The organism is Aquimarina sp. EL_43 (assembly GCF_943422735.1).
In the GTDB taxonomy this organism is placed as follows: Bacteria; Bacteroidota; Bacteroidia; order Flavobacteriales; family Flavobacteriaceae; genus Aquimarina; species Aquimarina megaterium.
On the sequence record NZ_CALSBR010000001.1, the window covers coordinates 1,217,125 to 1,241,871 of the forward strand.

General features: G+C 33.3%; 24 protein-coding genes. 10 read left to right on the top strand and 14 right to left on the bottom strand.

Features of this window, described 5'->3' with window-relative positions; genetic code table 11:
* Window positions 1-129: 129 nt before the first annotated feature.
* Both NNL09_RS05595 and NNL09_RS05600 read left to right on the top strand, forming a co-directional pair.
* Window positions 130-1,269, top strand: coding sequence for an Mrp/NBP35 family ATP-binding protein (locus NNL09_RS05595; protein ID WP_196909394.1), 1,140 nt, complete (start codon window positions 130-132; stop codon window positions 1,267-1,269).
* 3 nt (window positions 1,270-1,272) lie between these two features.
* The gene (locus NNL09_RS05600) at window positions 1,273-1,512 is read left to right on the top strand and encodes a NifU family protein (protein ID WP_025664402.1); all 240 of its coding nucleotides are present in this window, start codon (window positions 1,273-1,275) and stop codon (window positions 1,510-1,512) included.
* 48 nt (window positions 1,513-1,560) lie between these two features.
* Here the strand turns inward: NNL09_RS05600 and NNL09_RS05605 are convergent, their stop codons facing one another.
* From NNL09_RS05605 to NNL09_RS05625, 5 genes are all read right to left on the bottom strand, one after another.
* Window positions 1,561-2,688 carry an acyltransferase family protein gene (locus NNL09_RS05605; RefSeq protein WP_196909395.1) on the bottom strand — a complete coding sequence of 376 codons (1,128 nt, stop codon included), beginning with the start codon at window positions 2,686-2,688 and terminating at the stop codon, window positions 1,561-1,563.
* Window positions 2,689-2,804: 116 nt separating this feature from the next.
* On the bottom strand, window positions 2,805-3,983 hold the full coding sequence (locus tag NNL09_RS05610) for an AraC family transcriptional regulator (RefSeq protein ID WP_196909396.1): 1,179 nt from the start codon (window positions 3,981-3,983) through the stop codon (window positions 2,805-2,807).
* 13 nt (window positions 3,984-3,996) lie between these two features.
* A complete protein-coding gene (locus tag NNL09_RS05615) occupies window positions 3,997-4,899 on the bottom strand; it encodes a metallophosphoesterase family protein (RefSeq protein ID WP_196909397.1) in 903 nt (300 codons plus the stop codon).
* A gap of 189 nt (window positions 4,900-5,088) precedes the next feature.
* Window positions 5,089-5,886, bottom strand: coding sequence for a DUF6544 family protein (locus NNL09_RS05620; protein WP_196909398.1), 798 nt, complete (start codon window positions 5,884-5,886; stop codon window positions 5,089-5,091).
* Entirely contained in the window at window positions 5,883-6,170 is a 288-nt protein-coding gene (locus NNL09_RS05625) for a hypothetical protein (protein WP_196909399.1), read from the bottom strand. Before NNL09_RS05625 ends, NNL09_RS05620 begins: the two co-directional genes overlap by 4 nt.
* A 203-nt stretch (window positions 6,171-6,373) precedes the next feature.
* Here NNL09_RS05625 and hpf point away from each other — a divergent pair, with 203 nt between their 5' ends.
* Both hpf and NNL09_RS05635 read left to right on the top strand, forming a co-directional pair.
* Complete coding sequence (gene hpf / locus NNL09_RS05630; protein ID WP_024768211.1) at window positions 6,374-6,676, top strand: ribosome hibernation-promoting factor, HPF/YfiA family; 303 nt, start codon at window positions 6,374-6,376, stop codon at window positions 6,674-6,676.
* A 570-nt stretch (window positions 6,677-7,246) separates the two neighbouring features.
* Window positions 7,247-8,098 (top strand): M12 family metallopeptidase, encoded by an 852-nt coding sequence (locus tag NNL09_RS05635; RefSeq protein ID WP_196909400.1) that lies wholly within the window; start codon window positions 7,247-7,249, stop codon window positions 8,096-8,098.
* Window positions 8,099-8,214: 116 nt separating this feature from the next.
* Here the strand turns inward: NNL09_RS05635 and tyrS are convergent, their stop codons facing one another.
* Window positions 8,215-9,510, bottom strand: a complete 1,296-nt coding sequence (gene tyrS, locus NNL09_RS05640) for a tyrosine--tRNA ligase (RefSeq protein ID WP_196909401.1) — start codon at window positions 9,508-9,510, stop codon at window positions 8,215-8,217.
* A gap of 266 nt (window positions 9,511-9,776) precedes the next feature.
* Between tyrS and NNL09_RS05645 the strand changes: the two genes are divergently transcribed.
* Both NNL09_RS05645 and NNL09_RS05650 read left to right on the top strand, forming a co-directional pair.
* The gene (locus NNL09_RS05645; RefSeq protein WP_025664410.1) at window positions 9,777-9,959 is read left to right on the top strand and encodes a hypothetical protein; all 183 of its coding nucleotides are present in this window, start codon (window positions 9,777-9,779) and stop codon (window positions 9,957-9,959) included.
* A 103-nt stretch (window positions 9,960-10,062) separates the two neighbouring features.
* Entirely contained in the window at window positions 10,063-11,079 is a 1,017-nt protein-coding gene (locus NNL09_RS05650) for an NAD-dependent epimerase/dehydratase family protein (protein WP_196909402.1), read from the top strand.
* On the opposite strand, the gene NNL09_RS05655 is transcribed toward NNL09_RS05650, so the two are convergent.
* The 3 genes from NNL09_RS05655 to NNL09_RS05665 are packed head-to-tail and all read right to left on the bottom strand — an operon-like array spanning window position 11,048 to window position 13,625.
* Window positions 11,048-11,554, bottom strand: coding sequence for a DUF4296 domain-containing protein (locus NNL09_RS05655; protein ID WP_196909403.1), 507 nt, complete (start codon window positions 11,552-11,554; stop codon window positions 11,048-11,050). The genes NNL09_RS05650 and NNL09_RS05655 overlap by 32 nt on opposite strands.
* Window positions 11,551-12,891: a dihydroorotase gene (locus NNL09_RS05660; RefSeq protein ID WP_196909489.1), complete on the bottom strand. Its 1,341-nt coding sequence runs from the start codon at window positions 12,889-12,891 to the stop codon at window positions 11,551-11,553. The genes NNL09_RS05655 and NNL09_RS05660 overlap by 4 nt, the downstream gene beginning before the upstream one ends.
* 2 nt (window positions 12,892-12,893) lie before the next feature.
* Window positions 12,894-13,625 carry a polyprenol monophosphomannose synthase gene (locus NNL09_RS05665; protein WP_025664414.1) on the bottom strand — a complete coding sequence of 244 codons (732 nt, stop codon included), beginning with the start codon at window positions 13,623-13,625 and terminating at the stop codon, window positions 12,894-12,896.
* 96 nt (window positions 13,626-13,721) lie between these two features.
* On the opposite strand from NNL09_RS05665, the gene NNL09_RS05670 reads away from it, so the two are divergent.
* Together NNL09_RS05670 and NNL09_RS05675 are read left to right on the top strand one after the other, a co-directional pair.
* A complete protein-coding gene (locus tag NNL09_RS05670; RefSeq protein ID WP_035095428.1) occupies window positions 13,722-14,375 on the top strand; it encodes a DUF4271 domain-containing protein in 654 nt (217 codons plus the stop codon).
* A 34-nt stretch (window positions 14,376-14,409) separates the two neighbouring features.
* Window positions 14,410-15,156, top strand: coding sequence for a uroporphyrinogen-III synthase (locus tag NNL09_RS05675; RefSeq protein ID WP_025664416.1), 747 nt, complete (start codon window positions 14,410-14,412; stop codon window positions 15,154-15,156).
* Between the two features lie 76 nt (window positions 15,157-15,232).
* On the opposite strand, the gene pckA is transcribed toward NNL09_RS05675, so the two are convergent.
* Window positions 15,233-16,789, bottom strand: coding sequence for a phosphoenolpyruvate carboxykinase (ATP) (gene pckA / locus NNL09_RS05680; RefSeq protein ID WP_035095506.1), 1,557 nt, complete (start codon window positions 16,787-16,789; stop codon window positions 15,233-15,235).
* Between the two features lie 69 nt (window positions 16,790-16,858).
* Window positions 16,859-17,257 carry a DUF423 domain-containing protein gene (locus tag NNL09_RS05685; protein ID WP_025664417.1) on the bottom strand — a complete coding sequence of 133 codons (399 nt, stop codon included), beginning with the start codon at window positions 17,255-17,257 and terminating at the stop codon, window positions 16,859-16,861.
* 137 nt (window positions 17,258-17,394) lie between these two features.
* Here NNL09_RS05685 and NNL09_RS05690 point away from each other — a divergent pair, with 137 nt between their 5' ends.
* Window positions 17,395-18,765 carry a saccharopine dehydrogenase family protein gene (locus tag NNL09_RS05690; RefSeq protein ID WP_196909404.1) on the top strand — a complete coding sequence of 457 codons (1,371 nt, stop codon included), beginning with the start codon at window positions 17,395-17,397 and terminating at the stop codon, window positions 18,763-18,765.
* Between the two features lie 145 nt (window positions 18,766-18,910).
* The gene (locus tag NNL09_RS05695; protein ID WP_196909405.1) at window positions 18,911-19,381 is read left to right on the top strand and encodes an Lrp/AsnC ligand binding domain-containing protein; all 471 of its coding nucleotides are present in this window, start codon (window positions 18,911-18,913) and stop codon (window positions 19,379-19,381) included.
* Window positions 19,382-19,453: 72 nt separating this feature from the next.
* Here the strand turns inward: NNL09_RS05695 and NNL09_RS05700 are convergent, their stop codons facing one another.
* The 3 genes from NNL09_RS05700 to NNL09_RS05710 all read right to left on the bottom strand — a co-directional run bounded on the left by NNL09_RS05700 (window position 19,454) and on the right by NNL09_RS05710 (window position 24,644).
* Complete coding sequence (locus tag NNL09_RS05700; protein WP_196909406.1) at window positions 19,454-20,146, bottom strand: zinc metallopeptidase; 693 nt, start codon at window positions 20,144-20,146, stop codon at window positions 19,454-19,456.
* Between the two features lie 110 nt (window positions 20,147-20,256).
* The gene (gene ald, locus NNL09_RS05705; RefSeq protein WP_025664421.1) at window positions 20,257-21,372 is read right to left on the bottom strand and encodes an alanine dehydrogenase; all 1,116 of its coding nucleotides are present in this window, start codon (window positions 21,370-21,372) and stop codon (window positions 20,257-20,259) included.
* 347 nt (window positions 21,373-21,719) lie between these two features.
* Window positions 21,720-24,644 carry a leucine--tRNA ligase gene (locus tag NNL09_RS05710; RefSeq protein WP_196909407.1) on the bottom strand — a complete coding sequence of 975 codons (2,925 nt, stop codon included), beginning with the start codon at window positions 24,642-24,644 and terminating at the stop codon, window positions 21,720-21,722.
* Window positions 24,645-24,747: the final 103 nt, after the last annotated feature.

Consider the following 24,747-nt stretch of genomic DNA (forward strand, 5'->3'; position numbering starts at 1 on the left):
TATAATCAATAGCGATACTGCTATAAATCATTTCAATTTATAGGCTTTATAATCTTAACTTTTCGACCTATCTTTGTACTTAGGATCAATCTGAATTGATCAAATTAGTTAGAAAAAGAAATAATACTCATGAAGTTAGAGAAATCGGATATCTTAAAAGCATTAGAGACTATCACTGTGGCTGGCGAAGGTAAGAACATGGTAGAAAGTGGTGCTGTAAAAAATGTAATTACTTTTGGTGACGAGGTCATTGTAGATTTAGTTTTAACCACCCCAGCATTACATATTCGTAAACGTGCAGAAGTAGATGTAATGAAAGTTATTCATGAGAAAGTATATGAGAAAGCAAAGGTTAAAGTTAACCTCAAAGTCGAAGCGCCTGCTGCTCAACCACAAAACAACGAGATTAAAGGAAAACCTATCCCGGGAATTACTAATATTATTGCAGTAGCTTCTGGTAAAGGAGGTGTAGGTAAATCTACAGTAACCTCTAATCTTGCTGCAACTTTGGCCAAAATGGGATTTAAAGTTGGTGTATTAGATGCAGATATCTACGGCCCTTCTGTTCCTATAATGTTTGATGTAGAACGCGAACGACCTCTTTCTGTAAAAGAGGATGGAAAATCTAAAATGAAGCCCATAGAAAATTATGGAGTTAAGATTTTATCTATTGGATTTTTCACCCAACCAGATCAGGCGGTAGTTTGGAGAGGGCCAATGGCAGCAAAAGCATTAAATCAAATGATTTTTGATGCCGCATGGGGAGAGCTCGATTTTATGTTAATCGATTTACCACCTGGTACAGGAGATATACATTTGTCTATTATGCAGTCACTGCCAATAACGGGAGCAGTAGTAGTTAGTACTCCTCAAAATGTAGCATTAGCAGATGCCAGAAAAGGAGTAGCTATGTTTCAACAAGACAGTATTAATGTACCTGTCCTCGGGATTATAGAAAATATGGCATATTTTACACCAGAAGAGCTTCCTAACAATAAATATTATATCTTTGGTAAAGAAGGAGCTAAATACCTTGCAGAGGATCTCGATGTTCCATTTTTGGGAGAGATTCCATTAGTGCAAAGTATACGTGAAGCTGGAGATGCAGGTAGACCTGCAGCATTACAGACAGCAACACCAATAGAAAAAGCCTTTGAAGAATTGACAAAAAATGTGGTTCAGGAAGTAGTGAACAGAAATGATAATCTACCTCCAACCGAAGCAATTAAAATAACAACAATGGCAGGCTGTTCTGCTGTAAAAAAATAGAAAATGACTTCTGAAGAATTAAAAATTAATGTAGAAAAGGCCCTAGATGAAATAAGGCCGTTTTTGGAGAGTGATGGAGGAAATATTTCTTTAATTTCTATTGAAGATGATAAGATCGTTAAGGTTCAATTAGAAGGCGCATGTGTAGGGTGCAGTGTAAATCAAATGACTCTTAAATCTGGAGTAGAAATGACGATTAAAAAATATGCTCCTCAAATCGAATCGGTACTTAATATAGAATAAGTATATTACTTAATAATACAAAAACCCTATGTTTAAGGAGTTTACTCCTTAAACATAGGGTTTTTTTAGTCCAAAAAACGGGTGTAAAACAGGTATTCTTAAAATGATTAAATGATAGATCATCCAACTGCCTAAAAATGTACCAAAAATTAATACTGAGAACTTAGGTAAAAATCCCCAATCCAGATTCATAACATAATACCCTATCGCAATCATAATCGTTTGATGTAGAATATAAAAAGGATACACTGCACGGTTACAGTATGCTAATTTTTTACTCTTCCTATTTAAGAATTTTGCTCCATACCCAAATAGTACCAAAATCCAGGACCATAAATTAATTACTTTAACCAATGCTTCAGAGAAATGTACCAATGTACTATCCTCTAATTGTAACCATATCCATATTTGTGTACTAAATGTAATAACCCCTATAGTTAGTGCTTTAGATTTTATTCGATCTATACTATTCCAGAATTCTTTTCCAGATGCAATGAGAACAAATCCAAAGAAAAATAAAATGAAGCTATTTATAAAATTGAACCAATCATCGATCAAGGCGTGAGTGACAGGAAAAAAAGGTTCTAAAAATGCTTCCGTTAAATATAATGGAATAATAAAAAGATATAATCCATATTTTTTTTGCACATTTTTCCTGACCCAAATAATTAGTTTGGTCGGATTTTTTTTGATCCAGATAAATACTGGTGAAAGCACTAATGAAAATATCAAAAGATAAGGTAAAAACCAGAGGTGGTGCCAACTAAAATTTCCTTCTGGATATATTCCAGCATATGCTATGGTAGTAAAATATTCTACTAGCGAACCAGAAAACTGATGGTTTGCCATACGTTCAAAATATACCTGTGGAGGGACAATAAATAACATCCCAAAGAGTAATGGAATTGCCAGTCTTTTAATACGTTCTAGATTGAATTGCCATAAATTTCGAGAAGAAAGCGCATAATAAGTCCCCATACCCGATATCACAAATAAAATAGGCAAACGCCACTGATTTAAAAAAAGCATAGGCCAGCGAAGCCAATCATAAATTATGTTGTTTTTAATATGAAAGCCCCAAGGCACAAAAAACATTCCTACATGATAAAAAATCAATAATCCAAATACAATAACTCGTAACCAGTCGAGATCATATCGACGAATTTGTTTCTCCATAATACTTATAAAATTTGTTTTGCCAAAAGTGAAGTATTTTGCTTATAACCAGGTATTAAAAAAAGAGTATTGCGTCTAGAATTATAATTTTAGACACTTTTTACTGGTGTTTAATCTTAAGAAACAGATTTTTGAAATTTCACAAATGCTTTTGGAGACATTTCTACATGTTTTTTAAAAGCGTTATAGAATGTGGCCTTTGATTTAAAACCAACAGAATTACCAATAGCTTCAATGGTGAGATGATCATAATTTTTATCTAATAACCTTTTTTTCGATTCTTCAATTCGATATTGATTTATAAAATCATTAAAATTCAGATTCGTATTTGCATTTATAATTTGAGAAATATAATTAGAATTGGATCCTAAGCTTTTTGCCAAATCTTTTAATGAAGCTGTAGGCAACAAATAATATCCTTCGTCTTTGATATACGATTTTATTTCTTTTATAGAGTTTTGATCATTCTTAATTTTTGAAGTCTCATACTTGTCAGCTATCCACGAGTTTTCAAAGAATCTCGATTCTGAAAGTAGCACAAAAGTTGTAATTAAAATAAGTGAGGTAAGAAAGATAAAAATATAATGATCTCCTGCATCATCTTCAAAATTTAGAAATACTAAAAACACAAGGATAAATGTTGCCAAAAATCCAATAATCGTATTTCTAGAAAAATCATATTTATTAACTTTTATACTATTTGCATTTTTAGTTTTACTAGTATAAAAATGCCTTACTATAAGTCGTATAGATAGTATGATATAAATGATAAAACTGGATAATACGAGCCATCTAAATTCATCTTTTATCCATAGGTAAGAATAATTGATATTATCCGGAACAGGGACTCTTTGCATTTCTGAAAAATATGCTCCCAAATATGCATTAATCTTTACAGAAACAGGCTGTATATAATATGTTATCTGAGACAAAAAATATACTGCAGATGGCAAAACATGAATCCAATACTTCTTAAAAGTAATTGAATCTCGTTCGAGAAGTGCATAAATAAACAAATATATTGATGGTCCCAAAAGCAATACCAGTGGCTCGGTACTATCATTTACATGGGGTACATATTTTAACAGCCCTGTATAGCATAAAAAAACATCAATTGCAATAATAGATTGCAGCAATAAAGACCACCCATATATTCTAAAGGCAGTATTTTTTGAGGTTCTAAAAAGAATTACCAAACTTAGTAGTATTCCTAAAAACACACCTAAAAACATAAAATATGATACCGGATTATGGCGTATCGGGATTTTATCAATTATGTATTGAATACTTTGCATCAAATAAGATCATCTATTCTGTAATAAACTCAGTAAGTTTTTGAGGTCCTTCTAGAGGAACTCTAATGATTTTTAATGTCCCGTCTTCTGTTGTCGAAATTTGCCACTTCATCAAGGTGATACTCCCATTTTCGATTTCTATTCCTGTAATAGATCTGGGATGAACACAACTCCCATCATTAAACAGTGCTAGTTCTCCTGCTTCCGGAAATCTAGGTCGATGAGTATGACCTATAATCGTTAACAAATTCTTGTTATTAGCAATCCATTTTTTGATTCTACGTTCTATTCGTATCGTTTCTTTGTAGTTTTTTGCAGGACTGGTTGGGTCTGCAATTCCTACTACCTGAAGCGGTTTCCATAAAACTCGTACAAGAAATCTATTTATTCTCCAGCCTATATAATTCATAAAATCTGCCTGGTGACCATGAATCAGGAAAACTTCCTGCCCTGTATTCTTATGTTTCAACACAATAGCTTCATTATATTTTATATCAGGAAACAAAGGAACTTCTTTATCTGTATCTGTTTTTTGATCAAAATAAGAACTAAGATGCTTTTTAACATATTTTGGATCCCGATATACCATATCATGATTACCCCAAATCAAATTTAATCTATAGTCTTCGTGAAATAATTGTAATAACTCGTATATATCTTTATGTGCTCTAAATATGGTTTCGAAACTTAAATTCTCCCACAGTTCATCTCCATCACCTAATTCACAATAGGTAAATCCTTCGGTATAATAATGTTTCAAAGCATGGAAATAAATATTGCGATTATTAGCAAACTCATCTGCAAAACTATTATCTCCCCGATGACAATCACTAAAAAAGATGAACTTAGACGTATCATCAAACGGAATTACTTTGGCATTTTTATAAGCACGATCCAAACGGGATTGAGAAGACATACACTACGTTTTTAGTAAATATACAATACTATATATTTTATTTGTGCTCGACTACCTAAAAAACATATAGTATTTTAATATCTGTTTGTATTTGATTCTCGTTGTTATCTTTATGAGAGCTTAATAGAGCTATAAACTATTTTTCTATAAGTTGATCCAATTCTAGATAGTTTGTTTCGACATGTGCCGTTAGTTCATTAATTTGTAATCAAGAATAGTAGCTTTAAAATACTTCTGTTTCCCTTTTTTAAGATCCCAGATTGCAGTCATCGTATTCGGAATCAACAATCCATTATAATCTTCATATTCTCCTAATTCTCCAATAAAATCTTCCAATTCTGTATCTCGATATCTTTTGGTTTTAAAATGATCGATCATCCCATTTTGGTTAAATATAAAAAAGCCTTCAAGAGTATGATTCTCCTTTACGACAGTAGCCTTTATCGTTCTATAATCTATCGCCTCCCAGGAAATATCAGAGTTTAGAAAACCTATCGGAAACCAGATAAGTTCTCCCAAATACCGCCCCAATGAACTTTGATCTACTTTTTGACCCGAAAACAGAACTATATTTTTCAATCCCAATACACTCACTTTTACTTCACCTTTACCATTAGTATATTTATCTCTGATTAGCATAGGTAATGCTTTTGCTTTCCATATAAACCCAAAGTTGTTAGAAGACATGTATTGCGTAGCAAAAAATGGTAACCATTTTTTTTCTGGATTCGTTCTGATCTGTCCTTTTTGGGTGAAAATAGCATTGCAGTATTTTGATTTTCCTACAATTTTGACTTTGCTAAGGTAATTTTTCATTAGATCAGGAAAATCATCCAAGTCTTTCAGAGTAATTTTTGCATCTATTTCTCTATTTTTATCGAATAATAGTACTTTTTCTTTTTCTATAGAAGCATTAAACGATACTATCCCCACTATAGATATCACAGTTAACAGTATTAGTATACTTCCAATTATAATCAAAATCATTTATAATTGTTTTTTGCTAGTTGTAACCAGGTCTTAAGGTCTTCTCGGGTTCTATCGTACTTATTTTTTAATAGACTCAAAGAATTTGTAGAAAGTTGATAAGCAAGTTTTTTAGCATTATACTCTATTTTAGAACCTATCTGTTGACTCCACAGATTTTTCTGACGGCAATAATTTATAGAGTCATTAGTCATTTTAAGAGTTGCCGATTTAATTTCTTCTTCTTTATCTGCACAAGATATAAGAACAGTAGTAAAAAACATCCATAATACATGTTTAGACATATATACATATTTTTATCGAATTTCGTCGAAAAGACTGATTTTCGGAATGATATTTGTCATATTTAAAAAAGATGCTAGTCTTTATTTTAGCATAGAGATTAGATCAAAATACTAGCTCTAATGAAGCTCAGAAACTATGTGAATTTTATACTAATACAGAGTAGTATAGATCTAACAATTAAGAACCATAAAATATAAAAAAAATGCAAATCAATATTCAATTTGTGCAAATGCCAACTAGTGAAACTATGGAAGGTTATGTACATGAAAAACTAAATAAATTATTCAAAAAATATGACTGGATAATTAAATCGGATGTGTTTTTTAAAAAAGAAAATGACCCAAAAGGAAAAGGTAAAATCTGTGATGTAGAGTTAAGTTTACCAGGACCAAAACTATATGCTACATCTAATGAAAAAAATTTTGAATTTGCTTTTAAAGAAACGCTTAGTGATCTGGAAAGACAACTCAAAAAACGAAAACAAGAAATGAAGCCATACATCTAGGCGCTACATTTCTGAAATGGGATCAAAAATTTAACAGCCTAAAGTTCAAAAACTGATATTTGTCATATTTTATGAATGCTAATAGAGCTACTTTAGCTAATGGTTAACAAATGATTTCTTTAAATTTTTAGTTAAAAGAAATGGGGTTTGTTATAGAAATGTAACAAAGCCAGAACAAAGAAATTAACTCTATTTCTAGGCAAATAGTCCGTAAATTATATTTAGCAATAAATTAAATTGAACATTAGGAACTAGTATACCAATTAATAAAATTAATTTCTTTGAAGAAAACAGGTAGGTGCATACTTACCTGTTTTTGTTTTATATATACTTATCTTTAAAATTTATCGAAAAACAAATAAAACTTTTTCGATTATAACAAAAACAGGTAAGTGTCTGTTTTTTAATACAATTCAATTCTTCATTACAAGACAACCATAATTCTATTATGCTAAACACTTGATTTACAGACATAAAAATAAATTTTCAAATCGATTCAAATACAATATCAAGTGTCTATTGATCGTTAATTTCTACATATAAACACAAATTCAACTTAAATTTTACATTATGAAAACTAGTAAATTGTTAAGCCTGTCGGTTCTTACATTATCTGTATTACTATTTACCAATTGCCAAACAGAAGATGAATCTGTAACTACAGAAATTAATCAGGAATCTTCTAAATCAGAAGCTTCTGCAGAAGTTTATCCATTAACAGGAAATGAAAAAAAAGTTACCAAAATGTTTTTTGGTGAGGAAACAGAATTTAACGAAGTAGATAATAACCTTATCCTTGGTGATATGATATTATCTCCCGAACAGGTAGAAGAAACTAACATTTTAGAAAAAGGAGTGATCCGAAGAAATAGGCATTGGCCTAAATCAGGAAGCTATTACTACATTCATTATACCGTTGATAGTAATCTACCAAACAAAGGTCGTGTAACTAGCGCGATTAATCACTGGGAAAGTAAAACCAAAATACGATTCGTAAAAAGAACAAACCAAAGAGCTTATATTCGTTTTAGATCAGGATCAGGATGTTCTTCTTCTGTTGGAAGAACGGGGGGTAGACAAAATATCACCTTAGCTTCTGGTTGTTCTACTGGAAACACTATTCATGAAATTGGACATGCAATTGGTATGTATCATGAGCAACAACATCCTAAGCGTGATAACTATGTTACTGTTAATTTTAACAATATCCAAAGTGGTAAAGCTTCTAATTTTAATAAAAGATCTTCTTCTTCAGTGAGAACCTCAACGTTTGATATTGGATCTATCATGATGTATGGTTCTTATTTTTTTAGTAAAAATGGAAAGCCTACAATCGTAAGAAAAAACGGAAGTACTTTTAATGTACAACGTAGAGCATTAAGTAGTAGAGATCTAAGTGTTATAAAACGATACTATAAGTAAAAAGAATAATCATTAATTAGAAAAGGAGAGGAATATTAAATATTCCTCTCCTTTTTTTAATATTCTATTTTTAAACCAATTTGATGTAGTATCCTTAAATAGATTCTACTCACATTTTATACTACCCTGATCACAAAATAGTTTTTCTTACCACGTTGTAATAAAACAAACTGATCGTTGATCAAGTCATTATTAGATATCGAATAACTATCGCTAACCTTTTCTTTATTTACCGAGATAGAATTTTCTTTCAGTGCTCTTCTGGCTTCGCCATTCGATTTAAGAAATCCTGTGTGTTCTGCCAGAGCACCAATCATATCCATACCATTAGCGATCATATCTTTTGCAATCTCGGCTTGTGGCACTCCATCAAAAACATCTAAAAAAGTAGCTTCATCCAAACCTTTTAGATCTTCAGATGTAGATTTTCCGAAGAGAATTGCAGATGCTTTAATAGCGTTATCAAGATCTTCCTGAGAATGTACAATAACAGTAACCTCATCGGCTAGTTTCTTTTGTAAAATTCGCTGATGCGGAGCTTCTTTATGAGCAGCCACCAAGGTTTTTATTTCCACTTCGGTTAAAAACGTAAAAATCTTAATGTATTTTTCGGCATCTTCATCACTGGTATTTAACCAGTATTGGTAAAATTTATATGGTGATGTTCGCTTTGCATCCAACCATACATTTCCGCCTTCAGATTTACCAAATTTAGACCCGTCAGACTTCGTAATCAACGGGCAAGTTAAGGCATATCCTTTTCCGCCAGCTATTCTTCTGATCAGTTCGGTTCCTGTAGTAATATTACCCCACTGATCGCTACCTCCCATTTGCAAAGTACATGTATGTGCTCTATACAAATGTAAAAAGTCATATCCTTGCACCAGTTGGTATGTAAATTCTGTAAATGACATCCCTTCTGAAGATTCTGACGAAATTCGATTCTTAACAGAATCCTTGGCCATCATATAATTTACTGTTATATGCTTACCCACATCTCTAATAAACTCTAGAAATGAGAACTCTTTCATCCAATCGTAGTTATTGACCAATACAGCTGCATTGGGAGTATCGCTTTCAAAATCCAAAAATCTACTAAGTTGTGATTTTATAGCCTCCTGGTTATGGCGAAGTGTTTTTTCATCCAGTAGATTACGCTCTGCCGATTTCCCCGAAGGATCACCGATCATACCTGTAGCACCACCAACCAATGCAAAAGGCTTATGCCCTGCTCTCTGGTAATGTGCCAGCAACATGATAGGAACCAGGTTACCGATATGCAATGAATCTGCTGTAGGATCAAATCCCACATAGGCAGATCTCATTTGCTCCATTAGGTATTCTTCGGTACCAGGCATCGCATCGTGCAACATTCCTCTCCAACGTAATTCTTCTATAAAATTTGTAGTCATTGTACTATAATTCAATTAAGAGCGACAAAGATAAAAATATGGATAATATCCAGCTATGAATATGATAGAAATTGGATGGTATTGATTTATTGTTCTTACCAATTGTAAAACATCTTTTACACTAAAATATTCCTTCCTCTTTTCTCTTAAAAAATTCTTGGCTATAATTTAATTACACGTTTCTGACTTTTCACTGAAAACAGGGGGAATGCAGTCTACAAATAATAATAATTTTCATTTCTATTAATTAAAAATCAATTTATATCATGAAAAAACAAGCAAGTAATTCAAAAAAATTGAATCTTAAAAAATTAGAAATCACAAAATTAAATGGTCTACATACTATTTATGGAGGAGCACCAACTCTAGGAAAAAGTGATAATCAAACACCAACCACTACAGAAGAACCTGATCTTGCAACATGTAGATGTACTGATTACTGCGATTAAGAATATAAAAGGCCTCAATAAATTTTTTAAATATTGGGGTCTTTATTATTTAACCAAAAAATGTGCATTATTTGTTTACTTTAGTATCGTAGAATAATATACTATGATATTAGTTACAGGAGCAACAGGTTTAGTAGGAACACATCTACTGATTAGACTCATTCAGGAAAAACAACAAGTGCGTGCCTTATACAGAACCGAGGCCAAAAAAGAACATGCCAGAAAAGTGTTCTCCTCTTATTTCACAAGTGAGGAAAAACATTTGTTCAACACTATAGAATGGGTAAATACTGATATTAACAATATTCCTGTTCTAACTCAAGCTTTTGAAGGAATTACTCACGTATATCATTGCGCTGCCAAAATTAGCTTTAATCCATCTCACTATAAAAAATTAAGAAAAGCCAATATCCATGGTACTGCAAATATTGTAAACCTTTGTTTACTCAAAAAGGTAACTAAGCTCTGCTATGTAAGTTCAATTGCAACACTTGGAGAAAATTTATCCAGTTCTCATATTGATGAAAAAGCAGAATGGAATCCTGAAACTCCTAATTCTGTGTATTCAATTACCAAATATGGTGCAGAAATGGAAGTCTGGAGAGGAATACATGAAGGGCTTACCGCAGTAATTGTAAACCCTGGTATCATTATCGGTCCAGGTTTTTTTGATAATGGTAGTGGATATCTCTTTAAAAGAATTTATAAAGGAATGAAATATTATACTACCGGAACCACCGGTTATGTAGCTATAGGAGATGTTATCGATATTATGTATAAACTTACTACAGGTCCCTATAGCAATCAACGGTATATTCTGGTTGGTGAGAATTTAAGTTACAAAAGTGCTTTTGGCATGATTGCCCAGGCACTGCACAAACCATTACCTAAAAAGAGAATTTCTCCCTTTTTGATGAAAATTGCCTATTATGCGCAACGCGTTAGTCATATTTTGTTTAGAACAAACAGATCCATATTTAGATCATCTATACGAAGTGCATTTTCTACAAAATACTATGAAAACGACAAAATAAAAAAAGAGCTTATTTACAGTTTTACTCCGATTGAAAGAAGCATAAAAGAAACTGCTACTGTTTTTTTGAAGGAGGAGGGGTATTAGTCCTTTTTTTCTTAGCTTCTTCTATCTTGCCTTCGATTACATCTTCTGTAATAACAGGCAAATCTTTAAGATTAACTGTATCCTTACTTTTTGCAATAGAATCTTCAATTTTTTTAATAGAATCTTCTTCCTTTTTCAGCTTCTCGTATTTTGCTGTTTCTTTATCCAGATTAGCCTTTACACGAATAAAAATCGCTTCATATTTTTCTATCTGACCAGAATACCAGGCATTATTCTTGGCAAAAATAACACTATCTACACCATGTTTTTTCAGAATAAAATCTTCAGGATTAATACTTTTTTCCTCAAAGATTTTTCTGTTAGAGCTTTTTGCTGCTCTTACAAAAGCAATATCAGTTAGAATTTCGACCATACGGTCTTCTTCTATAAATGATTCTGGTTTAGGACTTTTATCTATACTCTGACAAGAAATAATAGTCAGAAAAGCTACAGTATATATTACATTTCTAATCATCTGTCAAAAGTTAGTCGTTGTGCGTGTCGCACATCATAGAATTTAAAGTTCTTATATACCAAACTTCCATTAACAAAAGTATGCGTAATCCTTGATCTAAAGGTTGTTCCTTCAAAAGGCGACCATCCACATTTATATGAAATATTATCTTTATTTACTGTCCAGGGAGCATTTATATCGACCAATACAGCATCTGCATAATACCCTTCTTTTATAAAACCTCTTTTCTCGATCTGAAACAATATCGCCGGATTATGACACATTTTTTCAACGATCTTTTCTAAGCTTATTTTATTCTGGTGGTAAAATTCTAACATAGCAGGAAGTGCATGCTGCACCAATGGCCCTCCAGATGGTGCTTTGGTATACACATTATCTTTTTCCTCTTTAGTATGTGGAGCATGATCTGTAGCAATTACATCTATTTTATCCTTTAGCAATGCTTTAAACAGAGCATCTCTGTCTTTTGCTGTTTTCACAGCAGGATTCCATTTAATCAATGTCCCTTTTTCTTCATAATCTGTATCAGAAAACCACAAGTGGTGAATACAAACTTCGGCTGTTATTTTCTTTTCCTTAAGCGGAATTTTATTGGTAAACAATTCTAATTCCTTTGCTGTCGAAAGATGAAAAACATGTAATCGCGCTCCCGTTTTTTTAGCCAGTGCTATTGCTTGTGATGAAGATAAATAACATGCTTCTTCACTCCTTATAATAGGATGAAATTTTACAGGAATATCATCACCATACTCTGCCTTATATTTTGCAGTATTATTCTTAATCGTTTCTTCATCTTCACAATGCACCGCGATTAACAAGTCTGTAGATGAGAATATTTTTTCTAATACTTCTGGATTATCGACCAGCATATTTCCTGTAGATGATCCCAGAAACAGTTTAAGAGCTGCCACTTTTTTAGGATCTACTTTTAGAATTTCTTCTAAGTTATCGTTTGTACCTCCAAACATAAAAGAATAATTCGCGTAGCTTGTTTTTGCAGCGATTTCAAACTTTTCTTCGAGTTTTTCTATTGTTGTTGTTTGCGGTACAGTATTAGGCATTTCTATAAAAGAAGTAATACCACCGGCTATAGCAGCCCTAGATTCAGTTTCTATAGTTGCTTTATGTGTTAATCCAGGTTCTCTAAAATGCACCTGATCATCAATAACCCCAGGTAATAAGTATTTACCTTCGGCATCAAAAATGTGCACATCTGGTGATTTTGCACTTATCTGCGGTGCAATTTCTTTAAAAATACCATTTTCTATATATACATCTCCATTAAAAATCTGCCCTTCATTCACGATGTTAGCATTTTTAATAAGCACATTATCCATAATCATATTTCGTAGCGATTAAATAAGCTGTTAAATTTCATTTTTATAACACCAAAAACAGCTTCAGAAATAATTCCTTTACTCATTTTTGATGTTCCCCTGGTTCTATCGGTAAAGATTACAGGGATTTCTTTTATTTTAAATTTTAATAAATACGCCTTAAACTTCATCTCTATTTGAAAGGCATATCCCACAAATCGAATTTTTTTAAGGTTTATTTTTTCTAATACCTCTCTTTTATAACAGACAAATCCTGCGGTTGTGTCATGAATATCCATTCCTGTTATAAATCGAACATATTTTGAAGCTCCCCAGGATAATAAAACTCTACTCATTGGCCAGTTCACTACATTTACCCCGGTCACATATCTAGACCCAATAGCAACCTGAGAAGATCCTTTGGCACAAGCATTATACAACCGTATAAGATCATTAGGATTATGAGAGAAATCTGCATCCATTTCAAAAATATACTCGTAAGATCGTTCTAGCGCCCATTCGAAACCAGTAATATATGCTGTACCTAAACCTAATTTCCCTGCTCGTTCTATTAAGAAAAGAGATTCTGGGTGTTCTAACTGTAACTCCTTTATCTTATCTGCAGTTCCATCTTGAGAATTATCATCTACAATAAGAATATGGAAATCACGCTGAAGCGAAAGCACATTTTTAATGATACGCTCCACATTTTCAATTTCATTATAGGTAGGGATTATAACTAAGGCATCCACCATCTAGGCTATTTTTCAGGCAAATATAACTAAATAATTACTAGTTATTTTCTTGTTTTTATGAGTTAATTGATCGTAATTTTGGTCCAAGAACAGAATATGGAATTTATTTTACGAGAAATAACATCAACAAATTGGCTTACTATCATAATCACAGTATGCCTGATGCTACTAGCTACAGCCAAAGGAGTGAATATGCTTCGCTTTACTGATTTCATGATGCTTTTTAGTAACAGTAAATATATTATATCCTATCAAAAGTTAAATAAGCTTTCTTCTTTATTTAATGCGATCTTACTATTGTTTCAGGTCGTTTCGGCATCCTTGTTTCTATATTTATGCTTTGGTGTATTCGAGTGGCAAGTGGTACCCAATCAAATTACATTGTATTTTAAGATTGCAATCATATATACCGTTATCGTTATTTGTAAATTACTTATAGAAAAAATAGTTGCAACTATTTTTTCTATTGATTCTATTATTGATGAATATTTATTTTACAAAGTATCATATCGTAATTTTATGGGAGTCATATTGTTACCTATTAATATTATATTTATTTATGCTTTACAACCCTCTAAAATTGTATTCATAATACTCCTAATTTTACTAATTATTCTCAATACAATCATGCTTGTTTCTTTTTATAAGAAAAACGAAAATATTATTTTGAACCACTTATTTTATTTTATTTTGTATCTTTGCGCACTTGAAATCGCACCCTATTTTATACTGTATAAGCTTATTAGTTAATTAGTAGGATCTTTACAAAAAAGAAAGAAAATATATGAAAGTGAAGACAATTTTGGTTTCACAGCCGGAACCTAAAGTGGAAAATTCACCTTATTTTGATTTAGAAGAAAAGGAAAAAGTAAAAATTGACTTTATCCCCTTCATTCATGTAGAGGGAGTTGACTCAAAAGAAGTAAGGTTACAAAAAGTAGATTTATCATTATATACTGCTATTATCCTTACTAGCCGTAACTCTGTTGATCATTTCTTTAGAATAGCAGACGAAATGCGTTATAAAGTACCTGACACACTTAAGTATTTTTGTCAAAGTGAAGCTGTAGCATATTATTTACAGAAGTATGTTGTATATCGAAAAAGAAAGATATATGTTGGAAAGCGTACGTTTCAGGAACTATCTCCTTTGATCAAGAAATATAAAAACGAGAAGTTTTTATTACCTTCTTCAGATAAGTTAAAGCCACTAATTCCTGAAACATTGGATAGTCTAAAAGTAGAATGGAAGCAAGCTGTTTTTTACAGAACTGTGGTAAGTGACCTTTCTGACTTAAGAGATGTATTTTATGATATTTTGGTCTTTTTTAGTCCATCTGGAATACAATCTTTATTTGAGAATTTTCCTGATTTCAAACAAAACGACACCAGAATTGCTGTGTTTGGAAACTCAACAGTTAAAGCAGCCGAAGAGCACAACCTAATTGTTAACATTCAGGCACCGACTCCAGAGACACCATCAATGACAATGGCGCTTCAAAAATATATTAAAGAAGTAAATAAGAAATAGATAGTTTTATTTATTTTCAATGTATAAAAAAAGGGATCGAATATCGATCCCTTTTTTAGTATTGCAGTGAAAAATCTTATTCAAATTGTTTAAAATTCTTTTTGAAAGAATTTACTAGTTCTTCAGCTTTAGCATCATAAGCTTCTTTATCTGCCCATGTATTTCTTGGATTCAGAATATCTGAAGGTACATCAGGACAGCTTTCTGGCATACTAAGATCAAAATGTTTATCAGTAACATAGGTTACATCATTAAGTTTACCTTCTAAAGCTGCATTGATCATTGCCCGGGTATATTTTAATTTCATTCGGCTCCCTGTACCGTATGCTCCACCGGTCCATCCCGTATTTACCAACCAGACATTAGCTCCTGTTTTTTCGATCTTATCCATTAACATATCTCCATATTCTTTAGGATGTAGTGGCATAAAAGGAGCACCAAAACAAGCAGAAAAACTTGGTAATGGCTCATTAACTCCTGCTTCGGTTCCTGCAACCTTAGCTGTATATCCACTAATAAAATGATAAGAAGCTTGCTCTTTGGTTAACTTAGAGATAGGAGGTAATACCCCAAAAGCATCTGCAGTAAGGAAAAAGATATTGGTTACCGTTTTACCTCTGCTAGGCACCTTGATATTTTCTATATGATCAATCGGATAGCTTACTCTTGTATTTTGAGTAATACTAGAGTTTGTATAATCCACAACTCCGCTATCATCTATAATTATATTTTCTAATAATGCTCCTTTTTTAATAGCATTATAAATTTCTGGTTCTTTTTCTGAAGAAAGGTCTATTACTTTAGCATAGCATCCTCCTTCAAAATTAAATACTGTATCTTCTTCTGTCCAGGCATGTTCATCATCTCCTATTAATTTTCTCTTAGGATCTGTAGACAAAGTAGTTTTACCAGTTCCTGATAATCCAAAAAACAGAGCAGTTTTACCATCTTCTCCTTCATTAGCAGAGCAATGCATAGGTAAACAATTACGTTCTACAGGGAGAATAAAATTTAAAGCAGAGAAGATCCCTTTCTTGATCTCACCTGTATATCCTGTTCCTCCTATTAAAGCTATTTTTTTAGAAAAATTAAGGATCGCAAAATTATGCTGTCGTGTACCATCTACTTTTGGATCTGCCATAAATCCGGGCGCATTAACGATCAACCAATCGGGATCAAAAGACTCTAATTCTTTTTTTTCTGGCCTTAAAAACATGTTATATGCAAACATATTAGACCATGGATATTCATTAAGTACCCGAATATTTAATTTATATTCTGGGTCGGCGCATGCATAGCTATCACGCACAAATACTTCTTTTCCTGAAAGGTAATTCGTTACTTTATCATACAATGCATCAAATGCATCTTGATCAAAAGGAATATTAATATCCCCCCACCAGACTTTATCTTGTGTGATATGATCTTTAACAATAAAACGATCCATAGGGGATCGTCCAGTAAATTCGCCTGTATTAATTGTTAATGCACCTGATTTGGTTATTTTCCCTTGACCTTTTCGCACTACTTCTTCTTGAAGATTTTCAGAAGGTAATTGGTAGCGCATTGTAGCATTTTCAATACCGTAATTCTTTAACGAAAACGTTTTCGTAGTTGGATACAGTGGTTCCATATATAATATGTTGTGTTTGTTATGTACGTGCAAAATTATAAATAATAATTACACCAACCGATAAAAAAATCACTTAATCTTTACCAATGAAATTACGAAAAAAACCCATCCAAGTATCAGCAGGAGGCCTCCCAAAGGAGTAATAAAACCAATGCTTGACAGAGAAATCCCTAAAACTTCATCGATCACCAAAAGGTATATTGACCCAGAAAAAAGGGTTATTCCCCCCATAAAAAAGTAAAAAATACGCTTTCTGGTAACCTCTTGTAAAACAGACATATTCCCCAAAATAATACAAACGATAGCATGATACATTTGATATCGCACTCCGGTAGTAAAAGAATTAATACTTTCTGGATCTACCAATTTCTCTAATCCATGAGCTCCAAAGGCTCCTAATAATACCGCAAGTAATGCCATCACCGCACCGGTAATCAAAATTGTTTTGTTTGCTGATAATTTATTCATAATTGACTATAACAAGTATTAAATTTTAAACTTTAGACAAAAATTCTTCAAAAATATAATTAATACGCAGTTATAGAGAACCTAATCTTTACGGTATTTATTACATTCGTATCAAAGTTATCAAAATATCAGAAGGTATGCGAAAGATCTTAGTTATTGGTGCAGGTAAATCTACTGCAGTTCTCATTAAATATTTTCAGGATAAATCGAGTTCAGAAAATTTATATATCACTATTGGTGATATTTCTATTGAAAATGCAAAAAAGCTAGCCAGCGATCATCCCAATACAGAAGCAGTACTTTTGGATGTTTTTGATCAGGACTCACGAGAAAAAGCTATTCAAAATGCAGATATTGTAGTATCAATGCTTCCTGCACGGTTTCATATCGAAGTAGCCAAAGATTGCTTAAAGTATGGTAAATGCATGGTTACTGCATCATATGTTAGCCCAGAAATGCAGGAACTCGATGCAAAAGTTCGTGAAAAAGGACTCGTCTTTATGAATGAGATTGGTGTAGATCCTGGTATTGATCATATGAGTGCAATGCAGGTCATTGACAGGATTAGAAATCAAGGTGGTAAAATAATTTTGTTCGAGTCTTTTACAGGTGGCCTGGTCGCTCCCGAGAGTGACACTAACTTATGGAATTATAAATTTACCTGGAATCCTCGTAATGTGGTTATTGCCGGACAAGGTGGTGCCGCAGAGTTTCTACAGGAAGGAACATATAAATATATCCCTTATCATAAATTATTTAGAAGAACTGAGTTTTTAGAAGTCGAAGATTATGGTCGTTTTGAAGCCTATGCAAATCGAAATTCTTTAAAATACCAAAGCATTTATGGGTTAGATGACATCTTAACCCTATATAGAGGAACCATAAGAAGAGTAGGGTTTTCTAGAGCATGGAATACTTTTGTACAGCTAGGAATGACTGCAGATGATTATACCCTTGCAAATTCGGAAGACATGAGTTATCGTGATTTCACAAATAGTTTTCTTGCCTATTCTCCTTCAGATTCGGTAGAATTGAAACTTCGTCACTACCTTAAGATTGATCAAGATGATATTATGTGGGACAAACTTCTGGAACTTGATCTTTTTAACCCAGATAAAAAAGTAGGTATTCCTAATGCTACTCCAGCACAGATTCTTCAGAAAATATTGATGGACAAATGGACTTTGGATGAAGGAGATAAGGATATGATCGTGATGTACCATAAGTTTGGTTATGAGATTAATGGCAAACACAAACAGGTAGATGCTACTATGGTAAGTATTGGCAAAGATCAAACATACACGGCAATGGCAAGAACTGTAGGTTTGCCAGTCGCAATGGCTACATTACGAATTCTGAACAAGCAAATCACTACCCCGGGAGTACAGATTCCTATTCAAGAAGAGGTATACACTCCTATTCTCAAAGAACTTGAAGAGTACGGTATTGTATTTAAGGAAAGAGAATGCGATTATCTTGGCTATAACCCAGATGGCGTAAAAGGATAGATAAATTAAAAAATTAGTGCTTTTTAATTCAATCTAAAACCTATTAAACAGCTAATTGGTTTAATTTTTTAATAATTTCTATTTTTATATTTCAATTACAAACCATTAATTGTATTTTTAGTTAATAATTGTAATTTCATGACTTATGAAAGGTCAAAACCATACCTTAAAAATTGATGGTATCGATAAAGAGATTTTACGTAATCTCATGGAAGATGCCCGAAGACCAATTCTTGAAATCGCCAGAAAAGTAGGAATATCAGGAGCTGCAATCCATCAAAGACTTCGTAAGTTAGAAGCTTCGGGGCTTATTGCCGGATCAAAGTTTATTATCGATCCCAAAGTACTAGGATATAAAACAATGGCTTTTGTAGGTGTGTATCTAGACAAAGCCGTAAGTAACCCAAAAGCTGTAAAACAATTACGAGACATCCCAGAAGTAATCGAATGTCATTACACTACGGGAAATTGGTCTATTTTTATTAAAATATTATGTAGAGATAATGAACATTTAATGGTTGTATTAAATAAAAATATTCAAGCTATTGAAGGTGTATCCCGTACAGAGACTTTTATATCATTAGATCAGCAAATTGATCGACAGATTAAGATATAGCAAGCATAATAAGAAATATACTCGGCTATATATCCTAATCTAAATATCCCAAAAAATATAGTCAAAACTCTTTTAATCCCTTCTACCCATAAAGATAGAAATAAAATACAGCAAGGTTGCCAAAGAACCTAAAGCAGCAACTACATAAGTACGTGCAGCCCATTTTAATGCATCTTTAGCGCCTGCATGTTCTTGTGCAGTAAGCATATTATTATTTTCTAACCACGCTAATGCTCTATTACTAGCATCGTATTCTACAGGAAGTGTAATAAATGCGAATAATGTGGTTACTCCAAATAGTATTATCCCAATTAGAAAAATGGTATTTCCAAAGATCATTCCTGATGCTGAGAGAACAAGCCCTCCCATAATCACAAAATTAGAGAGTTTACTTGCGATTCCTACAGCAGGCACAATCTTCGATCTCATTGTTAACCAACTATACGATGTGGCATGTTGTACAGCATGCCCACATTCATGAGCAGCAACTGCCGCTGCCGCTGCATTACGTTGATTATATACTCCTTCACTTAAGTTTACTGTCTTATTTAATGGATTATAATGATCTGTAAGCATTCCGGCCGTAGAAACGACTTGCACATCACGAATTCCATTATCCTGTAGCATTTTTGTGGCAATTTCTGCACCACTCATGCCATTTTGTAAGCTGATATTAGAATACTTTTTGAATTTACTTTTAAGTTTATTGCTCACATAGGTACTCACCAAAAATATGACTCCCGCAATAATATAATACCCCATCATAACTATTCACTTTTTTTATTGTAATTAAATTTGGAATATAAAATACAAAAACCTCGCCATAATAACGAGGTTTTTGATTAAATAAACTTGAGTTAGCCAATAAATCGAGTTTAATTCAAATATGCATTTACATCTTTTAAAGGAAGATTAAACGCTTCTGATATCGCAGGATACACGACATCACCGTTAATCACATTGAGTCCTTTTTTAAGTGGTAGATTTTCGTTACAAGCTTTTTTCCAGCCTTTATTTGCCAATTGTACTGCATATGGCAAAGTGACATTAGTTAATGCCAAAGTTGACGTATATGGTACTGCTCCTGGCATATTTGCAACAGAATAGTGCACTACATCATCAATAATATATACCGGATCCTGGTGAGTTGTTGGTTTTGTTGTTTCAAAACAACCTCCCTGATCTACTGCTACATCTACAACCACAGTTCCTGGTCTCATTTCTTTAAGCATATCGCGAGTAATTAATTTTGGTGCTTTGGCACCTGGTATTAACACTCCTCCGATAATTAAATCAGAATCTTTTATATGTTTACGAATATTATATTCATTAGAAAATTCTGTCTTTACATTTGCTGCCATTACATCATCTAAGTAACGTAATCTCTTCATACTAATATCCAAAATCGTTACATCGGCTCCCATTCCTGCAGCCATTTTAGCAGCTTGAGTCCCTACTACACCTCCACCAAGTACTAATACTTTTGCTGGTGGAACACCAGGAACACCACCAAGAAGAACTCCTCTTCCTTTTAATGGTTTTTCTAAAAACTTAGCTCCTTGCTGGATAGACATACGTCCTGCTACTTCACTCATCGGAGTTAATAGTGGTAAGCTACGATCAGGATCTTCGACTGTTTCATACGAAACGCAAACCGAACCACTTGCAATCATTGCATTGGTTAATTCTTCTCCTGAGGCAAAATGAAAATACGTAAATACTAACTGATCCTTTTTGATCAATTTATATTCTGGTTCAATAGGTTCCTTGACCTTAATAATCATTTCAGCAGTACTATATACCTCTTCTATGGTAGGCAAAATTTTAGCACCTGCTTTGATATATTCTTCATCTTCAAAACCACTTTGAAGGCCAGCATTTTGCTGTATAAAAACAGTATGACCATGTCTAACAAGCTCCATAGTCCCGGCAGGCGTAACACCTACTCTGTTCTCGTTATTTTTGATTTCTTTGGGAACACCAATTACCATATCTTTAATTTTTGTGCCGAAAATATATGTTTTTCGCAAAATACACAATTAAAAAACTCCAAAAAATACAATCTTAACAATTTTGAAGAATCATCGAATTTTCCTAAAAAAATTAGATTTTCAACAGTTTATTTCATTTTTATTGAAATTTTTTCGGTGTAAATCAAAAATCATTTACATATCAATATTTTCTGTTTCTGTATTAGTAGTCATTTTTTTGAATGAAATATAATCAAAACAACAAATTAACATCAAATAACAGTGAAATTATCATAATAAAGTGAGGTTGACAATTACACTTTAATCCTTAAACATTTTAAGGAACCAACACACTTACAATCAAACTTCTAACCAACTACATTTACAATTTTACCAGGTACCACGATTACCTTTTTAGGCGCTCTACCGGCAAGTTGTTCTTGTGTTTTTTCATGAGCCATTACGGCTGCTTCGATCTCATCTTTGCTTAGCTCTAATGACAACTCCATCGTAAACCGCATTTTACCATTAAACGAAATAGGGTATTGCTTAGTACTTTCTACCAGGTGTTTCTCCTCAAATACAGGAAATGCAGCCATCGATATAGACTCATTATGTCCTAGCTTTTGCCATAATTCTTCGGCAATATGAGGTGCATAAGGAGAAATTAACACGATTAAAGGCTCTAAAACTGCTCTAGAAGTACATTTCTGAGCTGTTAATTCATTTACTGCAATCATAAAGGTACTTACCGATGTATTAAACGAGAAGTTTTCGATATCTTCTTCTACCTTTTTGATGGTTTTATGTAATGTCTTTAAATCTTCTTTGGTAGGTTCGGTATCGGTTACACCAAACGCCTCCCTATCATGATATAGTTTCCATAGTCTTTTAAGAAAAGAATGCACTCCTGTAATCCCGGCAGTATTCCAGGGTTTTGCCTGTTCTAATGGCCCCAGGAACATCTCGTATAATCGTAAACTATCTGCTCCATACTGCTCACAAATACCATCCGGATTCACCACATTGTATTTAGATTTTGACATTTTTTCTACTTCGCGAAGTGTTAAAAATTCATTTTTAGAATTATAAAAAAACCGAGAATCATTAGAAAAATTAAATTTTGGATCAGATTTAAGCTTTTCTACATCCACAAAATCAGTAACTCCAATTAGATTTGAAATATCAATTCGTTTATATCTATATTTAATTTCCCTCAATTCCGCTTCGGAAAGACCCTGATTCCTATAAAACTCATCTTTTTCATCAAAACGTTCAGGTTCTTTGGAAATAGTATTATCAATTATATCTTTTGAATAATAAATAGGTGTTATAGATTTATTTTCCAGATAACTTTCAAAAACAAAAGCACTCTCTCCCAAAATCATTCCCTGGTTGATTAGTTTTTTAAACGGCTCATCAACGGTAAGGTATGCTCTGTCTTTTAAGAATTTGGTCCAGAAACGAGAATATAATAAGTGACCCGTTGCATGTTCGTTTCCTCCTATATACAAATCTACATTTTGCCAGTATTGCATCGCTTCCGCAGAAGCGAATTCATGATCATTATTAGCATCCATATATCGAAACGGGTACCACGAGCTTCCTGCCCAACCCGGCATCGTATTTAATTCTAAAGGAAACACACTAGTGTCATTTATAAGGTCATTAGACACCACCTCATTTTTCTCTACGTCCCATGCCCAAAAATCGGCACGACCTAATGGTGGCTCACCTGTTTCTGTAGGCAAATACTTTTCTACTTCGGGTAATGCCAACGGCAAATGTGCAACATCAATCATCTGTGGCATCCCGTCTACATAATACACCGGAAACGGCTCTCCCCAATATCGTTGACGACTAAATACGGCATCACGCAATCTATAATTGGTTTTTCCTTGCCCCTGACCTAGTTTTTCTAACTCATAAATAGCAGTTTTGGTTGCTTTCTTATAGTTTAATCCATTAAGGAAATCAGAATTGGCTATGATGGTCTTTTCTTTATCGGCAAAAGCTTCTTCAGAGATATCTACCCCTTCAAAAATATTAGTGATAGGGATATTAAAATGCTTTGCAAAATCATAATCTCTCTGGTCTCCGCATGGTACTGCCATTACAGCACCGGTACCATATCCTGCCAATACATAATCTCCGATCCAGATGGGTACAGGTTCTTTGGTAAATGGGTGCTCTGCATATGCTCCTGTAAATACTCCACTAATGGTTTTTACATCTGCCATACGCTCACGTTCGCTACGTTTGGCCGTTGCTTCGATATAGGCTTCTACATCTGCTTTCTGTTCAGGAGTTGTTATTTTGGCAACTAATTCATGTTCTGGAGCTAATGTCATAAATGTAGCACCAAAAATAGTATCAGGACGTGTGGTAAATACTTCGATGATCTCATCGTGTTCTTTAACCTTAAAAGTTACACTGGCACCAACAGATTTTCCGATCCAGTTGCGTTGTGATTCTTTAAGAGAATCTGTCCAATCGATAGTTTCTAATCCTTGCAACAATCGTTCTGCGTAGGCCGAGATTCGCATACTCCACTGCGTCATCTTTTTACGAATCACAGGATATCCTCCTCGCTCAGAAACTCCGTTTACAATTTCATCATTTGCCAGTACGGTTCCTAATTGTGGGCACCAGTTTACTTCGGTTTCTGCCAAATAGGTTAATCTGTATTTTAATAATACTTCTTGTTTTTCTTTTGAAGAAAAATTATTCCAGTCTGCAGCCGTAAATGCTGTTATATCTTCATCACAAACTGCATTTACTTTTGTGTTTCCTTCTGAAGCAAAAATAGTTTCAAGATCATCAATCGTTCTTGCTTTATCTGCATCGTTATCATACCACGAATTAAAAAGTTCTATAAAGATCCATTGTGTCCATTTATAAAAATTAGGATCACTGGTCTTTACTTCGCGACTCCAATCAAAAGAAAATCCAATTTTATCTAATTGCTCACGATAACGAGCTATATTTTCTTTGGTAGTTATTGCGGGATGCTGCCCTGTCTGGATCGCATACTGCTCTGCCGGTAATCCAAAAGAATCATATCCTTGCGGATGTAATACATTAAATCCTTTATGGCGTTTATATCTTGCGTAGATATCACTGGCAATATATCCTAGCGGATGCCCAACGTGTAATCCCGCACCCGATGGATATGGGAACATATCCAATACATAATATTTAGGTTTATCACTGTTGTTTTCTGCTTTAAAAGTGCCTTTTTCTGCCCAATATTTTTGCCACCTGGCTTCAATAGTATTAAAATCGTAGCTCATTACGTTTATTTCTGTATTACCATTTTTATGAGAAGTGCAAAAATATGGTATATACTAATATTATTGTGTCTAATTTGAAGAAATGTAATAATATTAGAGGTCT